This window comes from Novosphingobium sp. KACC 22771, assembly GCF_028736195.1.
Classification (GTDB): Bacteria; Pseudomonadota; Alphaproteobacteria; order Sphingomonadales; family Sphingomonadaceae; genus Novosphingobium.
The window spans coordinates 2835642-2850594 of sequence record NZ_CP117881.1 but is presented as its reverse complement, the minus strand read 5'-3'; the positions used below and the strand labels follow the sequence as shown (position 1 = coordinate 2850594).

11 protein-coding genes are annotated in these 14953 nt (G+C 64.0%); 6 read left to right on the top strand and 5 right to left on the bottom strand.

The window, feature by feature from the left end; genetic code table 11:
• Window positions 1-10: 10 nt before the first annotated feature.
• A complete protein-coding gene (locus PQ467_RS13175) occupies window positions 11-493 on the bottom strand; it encodes a YaiI/YqxD family protein (RefSeq protein WP_274176158.1) in 483 nt (160 codons plus the stop codon).
• A 283-nt stretch (window positions 494-776) separates the two neighbouring features.
• Between PQ467_RS13175 and PQ467_RS13170 the strand changes: the two genes are divergently transcribed.
• Window positions 777-983, top strand: a complete 207-nt coding sequence (locus PQ467_RS13170) for a cold-shock protein (RefSeq protein ID WP_274173840.1) — start codon at window positions 777-779, stop codon at window positions 981-983.
• A gap of 49 nt (window positions 984-1032) precedes the next feature.
• The gene (locus tag PQ467_RS13165; RefSeq protein WP_274173839.1) at window positions 1033-1350 is read left to right on the top strand and encodes a hypothetical protein; all 318 of its coding nucleotides are present in this window, start codon (window positions 1033-1035) and stop codon (window positions 1348-1350) included.
• A 121-nt stretch (window positions 1351-1471) separates the two neighbouring features.
• Here the strand turns inward: PQ467_RS13165 and PQ467_RS13160 are convergent, their stop codons facing one another.
• Window positions 1472-2125, bottom strand: coding sequence for a LysE family translocator (locus PQ467_RS13160; RefSeq protein WP_274173838.1), 654 nt, complete (start codon window positions 2123-2125; stop codon window positions 1472-1474).
• Window positions 2126-2220: 95 nt separating this feature from the next.
• Between PQ467_RS13160 and PQ467_RS13155 the strand changes: the two genes are divergently transcribed.
• Complete coding sequence (locus tag PQ467_RS13155) at window positions 2221-3588, top strand: aminotransferase-like domain-containing protein (RefSeq protein WP_274173837.1); 1368 nt, start codon at window positions 2221-2223, stop codon at window positions 3586-3588.
• A gap of 78 nt (window positions 3589-3666) precedes the next feature.
• On the opposite strand, the gene PQ467_RS13150 is transcribed toward PQ467_RS13155, so the two are convergent.
• A complete protein-coding gene (locus PQ467_RS13150) occupies window positions 3667-4755 on the bottom strand; it encodes a hypothetical protein (RefSeq protein ID WP_274173836.1) in 1089 nt (362 codons plus the stop codon).
• A gap of 390 nt (window positions 4756-5145) precedes the next feature.
• On the opposite strand from PQ467_RS13150, the gene PQ467_RS13145 reads away from it, so the two are divergent.
• Complete coding sequence (locus PQ467_RS13145) at window positions 5146-10989, top strand: autotransporter-associated beta strand repeat-containing protein (RefSeq protein ID WP_274173835.1); 5844 nt, start codon at window positions 5146-5148, stop codon at window positions 10987-10989.
• Between the two features lie 94 nt (window positions 10990-11083).
• Here the strand turns inward: PQ467_RS13145 and PQ467_RS13140 are convergent, their stop codons facing one another.
• Window positions 11084-11488 (bottom strand): hypothetical protein, encoded by a 405-nt coding sequence (locus PQ467_RS13140; RefSeq protein ID WP_274173834.1) that lies wholly within the window; start codon window positions 11486-11488, stop codon window positions 11084-11086.
• 49 nt (window positions 11489-11537) lie between these two features.
• On the opposite strand from PQ467_RS13140, the gene PQ467_RS13135 reads away from it, so the two are divergent.
• Window positions 11538-13583 (top strand): energy transducer TonB, encoded by a 2046-nt coding sequence (locus tag PQ467_RS13135; protein ID WP_274173833.1) that lies wholly within the window; start codon window positions 11538-11540, stop codon window positions 13581-13583.
• On the opposite strand, the gene PQ467_RS13130 is transcribed toward PQ467_RS13135, so the two are convergent.
• Window positions 13580-13846, bottom strand: a complete 267-nt coding sequence (locus PQ467_RS13130) for a hypothetical protein (protein WP_274173832.1) — start codon at window positions 13844-13846, stop codon at window positions 13580-13582. The two genes, PQ467_RS13135 and PQ467_RS13130, sit on opposite strands and share 4 nt — an antisense overlap.
• 252 nt (window positions 13847-14098) lie before the next feature.
• Between PQ467_RS13130 and PQ467_RS13125 the strand changes: the two genes are divergently transcribed.
• A complete protein-coding gene (locus tag PQ467_RS13125) occupies window positions 14099-14827 on the top strand; it encodes a phosphatase PAP2 family protein (protein ID WP_274173831.1) in 729 nt (242 codons plus the stop codon).
• Window positions 14828-14953: the final 126 nt, after the last annotated feature.

Here is a 14953-nt window from a genome sequence, read left to right as displayed (position 1 = left end):
AAGGGGCCGATTACCTGCGCGCAAGGCGGCCCAGCGCCTCATCGAGCGCGGAGAGAAAGCGCGACCGGTCGGCCTTTGAAAAGGGCGGCGGCCCGCCGATGGCATCGCCCATCGCGCCCGCGCGCAGGTCGGCCATGATCGCGCGCGTGGCAATCGCCCCGCCGATCGAACTGGCGGTAAACGGCTTGCCCGTGGGGGAGAGAACCATGGCGCCCGCCTTGATCGCGCGGTCGGCCAGCAGGATGTCGGCGGTGATCACCATGCTGCCCGCCGCGCTGGCCCCGGCGATCCAGTCATCGGCCGCATCAAAGGAATCGCTGACCACCACCCGGCGCACCAATGGGTGTTCGGGAATGCGGATCGGGCGATTGCTGACGATGATGACGGGCACCTGATGGCGCAAGGCGACCTTGTAGATCTCCTCCTTCACCGGGCAAGCGTCGGCATCGACAAGCACTTGGCGCGAGGAGGATGCGGGATGGGGCGAGGTAATGGAGACAACTCCGGCAAGGATGCACAGCCGATGGTAAAGCGGATCCAAAGGGCTCCTGGGGCATTTACGCCATATCGGTCCAACCCGCCACGATAATCGGTTGGCCGCTTTTGCGCGGTTTAAATTGACTTTGCGCGGGAAAAAGTCCATTGGCTCTTTTGCTAACGTCGCCTGCGACGGAATTTGAATCCGATTCGTTCGGTTATCCTTCCTTTCACATGCTTCTTGCTCCATCCGCACTATCGCGGGTGGGTTCTCTTGTTTTCGTGAAAAGGAAACACCCATGCCCATCGGCACCGTCAAGTTTTTCAATACTGATAAAGGCTATGGCTTCATCGCGCCCGAAGATGGCGGCAATGACAGCTTTGTTCACATCAGCGCCGTTCAGAATGCCGGTATGGCCACGCTGAACAAGGACCAGCGCCTGAGCTATGAGGTCGAAACCGATCGCCGTGGCAAGCAGTCCGCTGTGAATCTGGCTTCTGCCTGATCCACATGTTCGCCGGTGCCCGCAGGGACACCGGGAACTGTCCGTCGTGATGAAAAGTTTCTTTTTATCGCGGCGGCCCGCGTCCAGCCTGCTTGATCCGCTTTGCGTGATCGCAGGCCGGGCGCGGGAAACCCACCCCACCATGGCCGATCCCGGTCCATGGGTGCGGGTGGCTCGATCTATCCAATCCCATGCGGCAAAAGACCGCAACAGTTCTGAGTTTTTGACAATCTTTATGCGTATTATTCTGAAATTTATCGCTTCTTTGAAATCTTCGTCAATCCATCCCGCCATGGTCGGCCCGCTTTCCTCCGGGGTTCTTACCCCCGCAGAGATGCAGCGGCTGGTGGCCGATATGGTGGATTGATCGACCGATCACCCCTTAAACACTGACCCCGTTGCGCGGCTGGCCCCGGCCTTGCCGCCCGGCACGCGGTCCGGCACCAGCATGGCCGAGTAGAGATGCTCGGTGATGGGTTGAATGCCGCTTATTGAGCGCCCGTCAGGCCGATCCGGCTGTGGTTGCCCGATGCTGCTTCATGCACCCCTTCGACGATGCCGGGGATGATCGAGGCCACCAGCAGCCCGGCCATCACGAAGTTGAACGCGCGCAAGGCGTGAGGGTGTTGAAGATAGCGCATCAGCACCGCCCCGCAGCCCGCCCACAGCATGATGCAGGGAAAGCCGACCAGCACAAGCACCACCGCGATAACCGCGACATCGGCCATCAGATGATCGGGTCGGGCAAAGCTGGCCACCGCGCCCAGCACCATCGCCCAGGCCTTGGGATTGACCCATTGAAAGCCCGCCGCGTTCAGCATGGTGAAGGGCCGCCCCGGCGCGCCACCCGCATGCAGCCCGCTGGAGGTTGCGATTTTCCACGCCAGCCAGAGCAGATAGGCCGTCGAGGCAACATGGAGCAGCGTGTAAAGGATCGGCATCTGGGTCATCAACCCGGCCACGCTCCACCCCAGCACCAGCACCATGATCGCGCAGCCGCCCGAAATGCCGATCAGATGCGGCAGTGTGCGACGCAGGCCAAAGGTGGCCCCCGAAGACAGCAGCATCATATTGTTCGGCCCCGGCGTGACCGTGGCCACCAGGCAGAAGGAGGCCAGCGCCAGCAGAACTGCGAGACTCATTGTCATTTCTCCATCATGTGACAATGTGCATTTCTCTTGACTCAATCATCGAGTCAAAGCATTTATTGTCACTGTGACAATAAGGGCCTGATGCGATGTGGACACCTGATCTCGATGTTGAAGGCGACAGTCTGGTCAAACGGCTGGTCAACGCCATGGCGCAGGATATTGCGGCGGGACGGTTGAAACCCGGCGCGAAATTGCCCCCGCATCGCGAATTGGCCCAGCGGATGGGGCTTGGCATCGGCACGGTGACCGGCGCCTACAGCATGGCGGCGCGGCGCGGCCTGATCGAGGCGCGGGTGGGCAGCGGCAGTTTTGTCGCCGCGCCTCCTGCGGCCCCACAGGATGAGGCGATGATCGCCCTTTCGCACAACATTCCCCCGCTGCTGCCCGCCGAGCGGCGCATGGCCAAAACGCTGCCCGGGCTGCTGGGGCGCGCCGAACTGCTTGACGCTCTGGGGTATGTGCCTGCGGCGGGGCTGCCGGTGCATCGGCGAGCGGCGGCGGCGTGGCTGCTGCGCCATGGTCGCCCCGATGGCGTGGATGTCGAACGGCTGATCCTGACCACCGGCGCGCAACAGGCAATGGCGCTGGCCTTTGCGGTGCTCTGTCGTCCCGGCGATACGGTGCTGGTCGAGGGCGCCACCTTCTTTGGCGTGCGGACGCTGGCGCAGCAGGCGGGCTATCGGATGCAGGGCGTAGCGATGGACGCCGAGGGGCTCTTGCCAGAAGCGCTGGACCGGGCGGCATCGGGCGGCGCGCGGGTGCTTTACACCATTCCCACCCTGCAAAACCCGACGGGCAGCATCATGTCGCCCGATCGCCGCCGCGCCATTGCCGAGGTCGCGCGGCGGCGCGATCTGTGGATCATCGAGGACGACGTCTATGGCGCCTTTGTCGAGGGCGAGGCCCCGCCGCCCCTTGCCAGTTTTGCCCCGGAGCGCACTTTCTACCTCAGCGGCCTGTCCAAGACCGTGGCGCCCGGTCTGCGCGTGGGATTTCTGGAGGCGCCCGATGCGGCATGGTTCGACCGCCTGATCGCCGCCATCCGGGCGCAGAGCTATGCCCCGCCCACAATGGGCGCGGTGATTGCCGCGCAATGGATCGAGGATGGCACCGCCGATGACATTGTCGGCGAAATCGGCGGGGAGATCGCGGCCCGCACCGCGATGGCCCGCTCGCGCCTTGGCGACCGTCTGGCCCCGGTGCACAGCGCGCGTTGCCCGCATCTGTGGCTGCCCATGCCGGAACTGGATGGCGAGCGGCTGGTGGCACGGGCGATGCGGGCAGGGGTACAATTGACCCCGGCCAGCGCCTTGCTTTGCGGTCCGGCGGACATGGCGGGGGTGCGCCTGTGCGTGGGTGCGCCGCGCTCGCGTGATCGGTTGGAGACGGCGCTGGCCCGGCTGGCGGGCATTCTCGACCTGCCGGGCATGGATGCGGCGATGGATCTTATCTGAAGCACCGCCGGGTGGGACACTCCAAAGAGCCGCAAGCTGGGCCTGACCGCCGACCGCCTCATGCCGTAGAGCTCTTGGCTAAAGGGGGATCGGCTCGGCCCTGCGGTGAATATACAGCTTCTCGATGGCGTGCAGCGGCACACCGCTTTGCGCCATGCGGTTGATGACCGCATGCATCCGCTCTATCCGGTCGCAGGCATTGGCGATCAGCGTGGGGTGGGCCAGCCATCTGCTTTCCAAAATCAGTCCGCCGTCAATGGTCTTGATCGAACCGAGCAATTTCATCGCCGTGATCCGCCGCCACGCCGTGGTCGGGCAAAGCGGCAACGCGTCGCACAAGGCCTTGAACGGAACGGGGAGGCGCAGGTGCATTGGCGGGATATTCTCGGCCGAGGCATAGGTAAAAGCCAGTTCGGGATGATAGGTGATCCCGCGCGTGTTGCCCGCCGTGACGGCGGCGGCCAGCAGCAGCCCGGACCAATCATTGAAAATGCCCTGCATCCCTTCAACCGAGAGCAGATGCAGATCCAGCGCTGCAATTTTGATCAGCCTTTGCTGGTGAGATTGCTCGGCCCAAGGGGCGACATGGCCTCCGGGCCGGGGCAGGCGGGCAAAGACAAACAGATCCTCCAGAAATGTGACCATGATGTCATGCATTTCCACAAGATAGGCTGCGATCTCGGGCCGCCGGGCCACCCCGGCGCGCAGCACCACGCCATCATCGCCCAAATCCACCAGATCCAGTTCGGCCAATCGGCGCAGCGCCCGCCGCATGGTTTCATAAGGGCGGTGAAACGAGCGCGCCATCGCGCGGATGGTGATCGGGCGATGGATGCGCGGTGTTTCTGAATCGAGCGCCTCCGGGTTGAACCGGCCCATTTCGGCCAAGAGTGCGACCAGCGCGTTGCCGCCCAGATGATCCTGCCCCACCAGTCGCGAAAGCGCGACAACGCCGCAAAGCTGCATTTCCGTCAGCAGGCGGATGACAAGACGATAGGTGGCTAGCGTGTTTGCCCGCTTTACTGGCGGATTGACTACCGATCCTTGCACTTCTTGTTTGCCGCGCTGCATTTTGGCCGACAGGAATTCATCGGCAACCAGACTGATCTTTGTCCGGGGCAGCTTGGCAATCTGCGTCAGCGACCATGGAAAGCGAAGCGACTGCACGACCGGACTCCCCTTGCGACCCTTATTATCTCCCCGGCGACATCGTTCCGCCGTTGATGATGGTCGCAGTGGCAGATTTGGGGGGTAAGGATCAAACCATTTTTATTCTTCGTTTTTTCAAAATGAGCCAGCCTGATCTGGTGCCGCCCCCGCTTCCGCTTCTAACGCAGCGCCCATTACGCATGGGAATGACAGGGCGGGGCAATGGCGCAAGTTGCGAGCAGGCCGTGGGGCAGCGGGCAGCGGTCAACAGCGTCCAGCGATCCCAATGATACCAATGTAATCAGGGGGTATCTCTTCAGTCATCGCTCAATGTTCTCGTGCGGCTTTTGAATAAGTTAACACTTAAATAACAAAAAATTGAAATTCATCCTATTTCGAGGTAGTTTCGTGAAGAAGCACACAGCATTTTTGCAGTCGGCATCGATCCTTGCCATCAGCCTTTTGCCGTTGGGCGCCGCCGCGCGCGCCGCCGACAATCCGGCCATCATCGACGGCCAGGGCGCGGGAGGAACAATCGTTAACGGTTCTCTTACCGTTGGCAGCAGCAACCAGATCACCGTCTATACCAATTACAGCACCGTGGGCGGCAGCGGCAGCGGCGGCGGCGGCGGGCTTGGCGGTGTGTTCTTCGTCAACAGCGGCGCCAATCTGACGCTCAGCAATGTCGAACTGACCGGCAACACGGCCACTGGCGGCACGGGCGGCGTGGGCAATGTGGGCGGTTCGATGAATGGCCTTTCCAATATCACTCTCCCGCTTCTGAACGGGGCGGCGGGCAATAATGCGTCGGGCGATTACGCCGACAACAATGGCACGAACGGCGGCCCGGGCTATGCGGGCCATGCCGGTCTGGCCGCAGCGCTGGGCGTTGGCGGCAACGGGGGCAAAGGCGGGAATGGCTCGGACGGTTCGACATCCTCGACCGACATTGTCATTTCGGCGCTGACGGCGGCGTATAATCTGGTGACGGCGGCCACGACCACGGCAAAGGATTCAACCTTTGCCGCGCTCTCGGCCCAATTTGCCACTTTGGCGGCGACGGCGGCGGCCGGGGCCAATGTCGGCGGCCCCACCACGGCCAATCTTACGGCGGGCCTGACCGCTATTTCGGTGACGATGGGCGAACTGGCCGCGGCCGAAGCCTCGCAGGCGACCAGCGATGCTGCGCAGGCCGCCGCCCAGGCTGCCTATCAGATCAAACAGACGTTTGATGCCTATACCTCGGGCGCATCGGGCAATGGCGGCAGTGGCGGCGCGGGCGGCAAGGCCGCGGCGGGCAGCAGCTTTTACGGCGGCGGTACGGGGGGCAACGGCGGCAACGGCGGCAATGCAGCGGCGCCGCTGGGCACCGACGGCGGCGGCATCGGCGGCGACGGCGGCGATGGCGGCAATGGCGGCAATGGCGGCTTTGGCGCGGGCGGCGGCTCGGGTGGTTCGGGCGGCACGGGCGGATCCTCGGCGAACAGCGGCAATGTCGGCGGCGCGACCGGATCGGACGGATCGGGCGGCGCGGGCGGCTTTAGCGGCGGCGCGGGGTCCAGCGGGACCACCAACAATGGCGCGGGCGGCGGCGGCGGTTCGGGCTATGGCGGCGCGGTGTTTGTGCGCAGCGGCGGCTCTTTGACCGTGACCGGTGATGCGCTTTTGCGCAACAATGCGGTAATGGCCGGCTCCTCGGTCAACGGCGGCGCGGCGGGTGATGCGGCGGGCAGCGATATCTTCATGATGAAGGGCAGCACCGTGACGCTGGCACCCGGCGCGGGCCATACGATCCGCATCGAGGGCAGCATTGCCGATGACAGCGCGTCGAGCATCAGCAGCGCCTCCTATGCATCGGGCAATGGTGCGGATCTGCACATCACGGGCGGCGGCCTTGTCCAGCTCGCGGGCGCCAACACCTATTCGGGCAAGACCTATATCGAGGGCGCCACGCTGCAGGCCGATGACGGCACCGGCATCAACGCCAACAGCCATGTGCAGTTCAACGGCAGCAGCACGATCGGCGCGAACCTGTCGAATGACACCTCGGGCGTCTGGCTGACCTCGGGCACGATCGAGCGGCGCATCGGTTCGCTGGCCACCCAGATATCGTGGTCGGGCAGCGGCGGTTTTGCCGCAGGCGATGATGGGCTGGTGCTCAATTTCGGCGCGATCAACAATGGCTCGACCCGTCAGGAACTGGGCTGGAATTCGGGCGGCTTTGTCACCGCCGGTTCCACCCTGCTGTTTGGTTCCGATTACGGTACGGGCGCGGTGACGCTGCTCAACAATGTCAATCTCAACGGTCTGAACGGGCGGATTGCGGTCTATGACAATGCTGCCGTCAACACCGACTACGCCGTGATGGCTGGCAAATGGACCAATGGCACGCTGGAAATCAATGACACCGGCTATAGCGGCACCGCCTATTTCACCGGGCAGAACAGCCTGTCGGGCCTGACCGTGCATAATGGTTTGGTCAGCACCGGCTATAATGGCGCGGTCGGCCGGATGATGGACGCGACCAATGGCGGCTATCTGACCATTACCGGCGGGCAGGCCGATCTGTATGGCGCGGAAAAGTTTACCACGGTCAATGTCGCACAGGGCGGCGCGCTCAACGCCTATGGCGCGGTTTCGGCAGGCAACATCACCAATAACGGTTCGGTCAATCTGGCCTCGACATCGACGCTGGGCAATGTGGTCAATGCAGGCGCGCTCCATCTGGGCGGGGCCGCCGCCACGGGCAGCATCACCAATCAGGCAGGCGGCACGATCACCACGGGCAACAGCCTCAACGCCTCGGGCGCGGTCAGCAACGCCTATGGCGCGACTTTCAATCTGGGCGGAGATCTGACCTCGGCATCGAGCGTGACCAATGATGGCCTGATGGTCGTTTTGGGCAATGGCACCGGCGCGGATGAAACTGCCGCTTCGCGCACCATCACCACGACCGGATTTCAGGACCCCACAGGCGTTCTGCAACTGGGCAGCGCCTCGGGCCTGATCGCCAACACGCTGACGCTGAACCAGTCGGGCAACAGCACCTATTCGGGCACGATCATCGGCGCCGGTTCGCTGGTCAAGACAGGCGCCGGCACGCTGACGCTGAAGGGCGCCAATATGTTTACGGGCGGCTTGACCGTCAACGGCGGAACGATTGACACCACGGGCGGCGGCACCTTGGCCGACACGCTGGCGGTTACGGTGGATGATGGCGCAAAATTCATCGTCGGCACCAATGACATTATCGGCGCAGTCACGAATGCAGGCACGGTGCTGCTCAATGCCGCATCGCAAATGGCCAGCCTGACCAACAGCGGCCTGCTCAATGCCAATTTCGTCTCGCCCGATCTTGCCTCGCTTTATGTGAACGGGGCGACCATCAACAGCGGGACGATCAATTTCGCCGCCGACGTCAAGGCAGTGCTCGCCGATCTGACCACCAGCGGGACGATCAATCAGGCGCAGGGCGCGGCGCTGTATGCGGCCTCGGTCAACAACAGCGGCGCGTTCAACAGTCTTGGCGCGGTGACTGTTTCCGGATCGGTCGACAATGACGCAACCGGCACCATGATGCTGGGCGCGGACTCCAGCCTGAACATCGGCGGCGATCTGACCAATGCGGGAAGCGTGAAAGAGCAGGGCAGCCTGAGCGTTGCGGGTAATCTGAACAACAGTGGCCAGTTGAGCGATGCCACCGCCCTTGCCATCGGCGGCCATGCGAGCAACAGCGGCACGCTGAATGCGGGTAGCGATGTGTCGGTCGGCGGCAATCTGGACAACAGCGGCCAATGGACCGGGGACGCCAGACTCTATGTTCAGGGCAATGCAGCCAACAGCGGGACATTCGCGACGTTCGGCCAGGTTCAGGTCGGCGGCGACCTGACCAACAGCGGCCAATTCGCCAATGGCGGCGCCCTTTATGTCGGGGGCAATGCCGTGAACAGCGGCGCGCTGGACGTGGCGGGCGACACCGGGGTTGCGGGCAATCTGACCAACAGCGGCACGATCGGCGTGACGGGCAACATGGCCGTCAATGGTTCCTATACCCAGAACGCCGGTTCGCTCACCCTGACCGGCAATCTGGCCACCGGTTCGCTTTCGGGCGCGGGCGGCGCGATCCAGTTGGCCAATGGTTCGGTCTATACGCTGAACCAGACGGCCAACGGCACCTATGCCGGGTCGATTTCGGGTGTGGGTTCCTCGCTGGTCAAGACCGGCGGGGCAACCCTGACGCTGGCGGGGGCGGCGGGCAGTTTTGCCACTTCCTATCTCGACATCGAGGCGGGCAAGATCGCGGTCAATGGTGCGGGTATTCTGGACAGCGCGCTGGCGGTCAATGTCGCCACCAATGCCGCTCTGGTGCTGGTGGCGGGCAACCAGACCATCAACAATCTGACCGGCGCGGGCCTGATTGATCTGGGCGCCAACAGCCTCTCGCTGGCCAATGGCGGCAATTTCTACGGCACGATTGCGGGAACCGGCACCATCAAGGTGACCTCGGGCTCATTCTCGCTGGGCAACACGATCAATGCCACAGGCGGCGCCTTTGAAATGCAGTCGGGCACCACGCTCAACATTTTGAGCGGTGGCACGCTCAACGCCAAATCGCTGTTGGTCAACGGCAGCCTGCTGAACCTGATGGGCACGGTCAACACCGCATCCACGCAGGTCAACAATGGCGGCACGCTGCATATGGGCAACAGCGACGGCTCGGCTGGCGGGACGCTGGTGTCCGATGCGGTGCTGGTGAATGGCGGCGGCACACTGAGCGGTGTGGGAACGATCACCGGTTCGGTCACGGTCGGCGGCGCCAGTGCGGGCATATTGGCCCCCGGCAATTCGCCCGGCGTGCTCGCCATGACCAATCTGACGCTGGGCAATCTGTCGACGGCAAGGATGGAAATTCAGGGCAATGCAGGGGCGGGCCTGGCGGCGGCGGCCGGGGGCTATGATCAGGTTGTCGTGTCGGGCAAGCTGGCCATTGCCAACGGGGCGACGCTTTCGATCGGGAATGCCAACACGTTCGAGTTGGGTCTGGGCCAGAAGGTGCAGCTCTTCAAATTCGCGCCGGGCGCGGTTTCGGGCTATTTCGGCGCGGTGACCAGCCAGTTCGACAAGGCGGTGGCCTATAATCTTGCCACCGGCACCGTGGTCGGCCTTGGCAATTACACCGCCGCCGGATTTGAAGCGGCCGCCGCCAAAACGGCCAATCAGAGCGCCATGCTCAACCAGATCCGCGTCAATTCGAACGGCGGGGTCAGCCAGTATTATGGCGGGCGTCTGATCGAATATCTGACCGGGGCGATGGCATCGGGCGCTTCAACCGCGCAGGTCTTTGCCAAGGCATCGCCCGAAGCCTATGTCGGCCTGATCGATCAGGTGAAGACCTCGGTCATCAACAATCTGCTCGATCTGAACGGTTCGGATTTCGACAAGGCTTCGCATTATTACCTGACCGGGTCCTATGCCACGGACAACACGCGCAATGATCATCAGGACGGCTATGCCGGATATCGCGTCGACAACGATCATTTCAACATTGGCGCGGCGGCCCAATGGGCGCCGGCCATGGTCCAGATCTCCTATGCGCGCAGCAATGGCCATGTGAATTCGGATTGGATGAACAGCCGTTTGAAGGGCGACCAATATTCGGCCGGGGCGGTGGTGCCTTTTGCGCTGAAGGGCCGCCTGCGGATGATCGGCCGGGTGTCGTATGGCGAGTACAATCTGAACGGTTCGCGCGCCACCAATGCGGGCACCGCCTCCTTTGGTCAGGTGCGCGGCCATGCCACGGTCTATGGCGGCGGGTTTGAATATTTCCGCGCCACCAGCCCGCTCTCGATTGACGCTTCGCTCGAAATGCTGGGCGTGAACAGTGCGGTCAATGGCTTTACCGAAAGCGGCGCCGATGCGCTGGATAATCTGTCGGTCCGCCGCCAGAGCCAGAACTATGCGATGCTCAAGGGTCAGCTGAAGCTGGGCTATCAGGTGGCGTCCAAGATCCGCCTGTTCGCCTCGGCCGGGCTGGATCAGGATCTCTCGCATGCGATGCGTCTGGTCACGGGCAATGTCAGCGTCGAGGATGTGGCCATGACGGTGGCCAATCCCGGTCTTGCCTCGACCCGGTTCAAGGGCGGTCTTGGGGTTCAGGCGCGCCTGACCTCGGGCATCACCTGGACCACCGATGGCTATCTGGGCAATGTCTCGGCCGCAGGGTTGCGCAGCAGCCTGACGATCCGCTTCTGATGCTTTGGTCGGTCATGGCCGCTGATTGACAGGCAAAAGGCCCGCGTACCATGCGTTCGCGGGCCTTTTGTCATGAGCGAGACGAATCAGGCCTTCATCGCCCACACAACTGGCGCAGGGCCCCCAGATCCCCGACGCCCAGCGGTGCGCGCCATGGGGCGCAGGGGCGCCCTCCCGCCGGGACATAGGCGGCCATGGGCAGGCCAAAGCCTTCCCCGCCCAGCCGGTGGGCCAGTTCGAGCGCCTGAGGCTGGGGCATGATCGCGACCTGTCCGACCAGCGCCGGGGGCGGCGGGATTGGCCGGTCCACCCATGCCAGAACGACCCGATCCGGCTTTGCCGCCACCACCAGCGCGGCCAGTTCGCGCCATTCGGCCATACAGGGCGCGCACCATCGCGCGCCCAGCAGGATGACCTGTCCCGCGCCCGCTGGCGCTTGGGCCGGGGCGGGGGATGCGGTCAGGAAAGTTGCGCAAAGGGCGATGGACAGTCTTCGCATCGCAACTTACTATGCCCATGATCGGGCGGTGTAAATCGGGAGAAGTGTGTTGCAGATCTCGCGCGTGGCACTGGCCGCCTTGCTGACTTTGCCGATGGCGTCGCCCCTTTTTGCGCAACCGGCCTCCGGCGCCCGACCTGACCTGCAAACCCTGTTCAATGCCGCCACCGATGCATGGGCGGACAATGATTGCGTCAAGGCGCTGCCGCTCTTTGCGCAACTGGCCGATGACCCGCGCGTCAAGCCCGGCACCTTGCCCTATGCGGCCATTGCGGTGCGGCGCGGCGACTGCCTGATCGCCACAGGCCAGACCGCCCAAGGCGAGGCGTTGGTGCAGCAGGGCCTGCCGCAATTGACCCGCGCGGGCGAAGAATTTTCCAACGAAGTGGTCCGCGTCGAGCAGAGATTGGGCAATCTGGCCGCGGCGCGGTGGGATCATGATACGGCGCTGGCCCATTACAAGGCCGCGCTGGCGCTGCTCAAAGGGCAGGAGCGGTCGCAGACGCTGATGTGGCTGGCGCAATTGACCAGTTTTGACAGTGACAATCAGGCGCTCGATGCGGTGGAGGAAGGCTATGGGCTGGCCTCGGCCGGGGAAAAGCCGGACAAGCGTGCGCAGGGCATATGGCGGATGATGAAGGGGCGCATCCTGCTCAATCGCGGGCGGATCAAGGAAGGGCGCGAAGCGCTGGATCAGGCGCTGAAATTGACCGACACGCGCTCTGATCGCCTCAGCCTGGATGACACGCTGCTGCGCGCCGATCTGGCGCAGGCGGCCATGCTGGCCCGCGACCGCGAGGCCGCCTATCGCTATATGGCGCAATCGGGCGCGGGCAGGCTGGAAAAATCGCCCTTTACCAAGGCGGCGCATATGGAACCGCCCGTCTGCGGCCCTGACACCGGGCTGGAGCCGGAGGATCGCGCCGTGGTCGAATTCAGCATTGACGATCAGGGACAGGTGGCGCGGGCGCGCACCATTTACACCAACGGTTCCTATGCCAAGGCCGCCGCCTTTGCCCGCGCGGTTCAGCAATGGGCATGGCCGCGCGAGGAGGCCGCGCGCATTCCCCTTTTCTTTCGCGCCGCCACGCGGGTCGAAATGGTCTGTACCCGCGCCGAGGGCACGGGCGGAATTTCTCCTCTCAGCCCGCTGATGGTGCGTTTCAATCAATGGGCCGCTGCCGCCGTGCAATCCGGCGCGCCATTGGGTGTACAGGCGGGGGCGCAATGGCCGCAATGGCTGGCCGCCGCCGAGGCTGCGCAAAAGGCGGGCAAGGCGCAGAGCGAGCTGATCGCGCGGGTTGAATTGGCCCACGTTGATCTGCGCGGGGCGCAGGACCGGCAGGTCTCGATCGAGCGCGGGCTGGTATTGGCGCGGGGCGGATCGCCCGCCATTCCCGCCGAGGCGGCGCGCACGGCGGTGGTGCTGCTGGAATCCGCCCGGCCCAAGGCGGAGGGCAAAAAGCAGGATGACGAACAGCTTGCAATGGACCGCCTGCTGGCTCTGGCCGAGGATCCGATGCTGGCGAGCGATGCTTTGGCGCAGGACAGCGCCTTGCTGATCGGTGCGCCGCGCCGCCCCCGTGTCGATCAGGCCGAGCGCTCCCGCGCCGCGCTGCTCCGGGTGGCGCAGGATCAGCGGCTGGCCGAACATCACCCCTTGCGCCAATTCGCGCAATTGCGGCTGGCCAATGATGCGGCGCGCAGCGGCGATCTGGACAAGGCCGGACAATGGTTCGCCGCCACCGGCCTGACGCAGGAGCAATGCGCGCTGATCGGGCCGCGTCCGGCGCTGACCAATGCCAATAATTCCGGCAGCAACTTTCCCATGGAAGCGCTGCGCTATGGCTTTGAGGGATGGTCGCGCACGGAATTCGATATTGAGGCCAACGGCCATACCGCGCAGGTCCGCACCGTGATCGCCTATCCGCCCTTTGTCTTTACCGAGGCGGCGCGGGCCATGTTTACCGGCGTGCGTTATCAGCCCAGCTATCGCCCCGAACGCGGCGCGGCATGCAGCGCCAGCAGCGATTTCGTCCGTTTCAGCATTCCGGGCAATACCAACACGGTCAAGCTGATCAAGCCCAAGAGTTAAAGCGGGCGGGGCGGGCGCGGCAGCGGGCGCAGCAGGGCATCGCCCGCCAAAGCCAGCACATTGCCGCCCCACAAAAGCAGCACCGCGCCCAGCGCAGCAGCCATTTCCCATGGCGAGACGGGATGGGCGGGCATGCTGTGCCGCCCGATAAACAGCAGCCGCGCCAACCCCGCCGCCATCACCAGCAAGCCTGCCCCGGTCAGTCGGAGCGCGCGATCGGCGAGGGGGCCGGGGGTGATGAAGGGGCGGTGGGTGGATGACATCGGACTGTTCCTGCCTGAGAGCAGGGCCGTCTCTACGCCCCATCGGCATAAAGCCTCCACGCGAAGCTGGGTGGGATCTCGTGAAGTTTGCGTAAAAACGCCCCGGACCCGCCGGTATTCATTCAGGATCGGGCGCTGTCATATCTCTGTCATAAACTGTGCCTAGGCGCAGGCTGTCGGGCCCGCCAGGCCGAATCCGTGTGTCTGGTCATTCCCGCATGGGTCGCCCCGCGCGCAAGGAAGGAATTCGCGATGATGAAAACCATACTGAGCGCGGCCCTGATGGCGGCGGCCATGCCGATGATGGCGGTGGCCCAAACCGCATCGGCCCAAAGCGCTCCGGCCAACCCCAAGGCGCTGCATTATCTGGATGCCACGCTGGTTCAGCCGGTGCTGATCCTGCCCGCGCCGGTGGCGCGCGATATGCCCACCAATGCGCGCGAACTGGCCATGCTGCACCAGTTGATCGCGACGGCCAGCCCCCAGCGGCTGAAGCAGGCCTATCAGGATGCGATCCATGAAGATCCGGCGATTTTCAACGACGCGCTGGGTATTGACCTGAAGAAGCTGCCCGCGACGTGGGAATTGCTCGAAATCGTCAATCATGAATCCTCGGTCGTGGCCAGCATCGCCAAGGATCAGTTTCACCGCATGCGGCCCTACAGCGCCGACGCCTCGCTGCCTTTCTGCGAAGGCAAGGCCGATCCGGCCAAGCCTGCCTATCGTTCCTATCCTTCGGGTCATTCGACGCTGGGCTATTCGGTGGGCGTGACCTTGGCGCGGCTGGTGCCCGCCAAGGCCGGAAAGATCATGGACCGCGCGCAGGATTATGCGATGAGCCGCGAATATTGCGGCGCGCATTATGCCAGCGATGTGCAGGCCAGCCAGGTCATCGGCACGCTTGCGGCCACGCTGCTGCTCAATGATCCGCGTCTGGCCGACAAGGTGGCGGCGGCCAGGGCAGAATTGAGCCGGAGCTGATCCCGCAACGGTCCTGCCGCCGTGTCATGCGCGCGGCGGGCCGGTTTATGCATGTTCGAAAAAGCGCATTTGCGCCGAACCATCCTGGCCTGACGGCTCCGTTGCGCGCCCTATGATTGCGCCCCG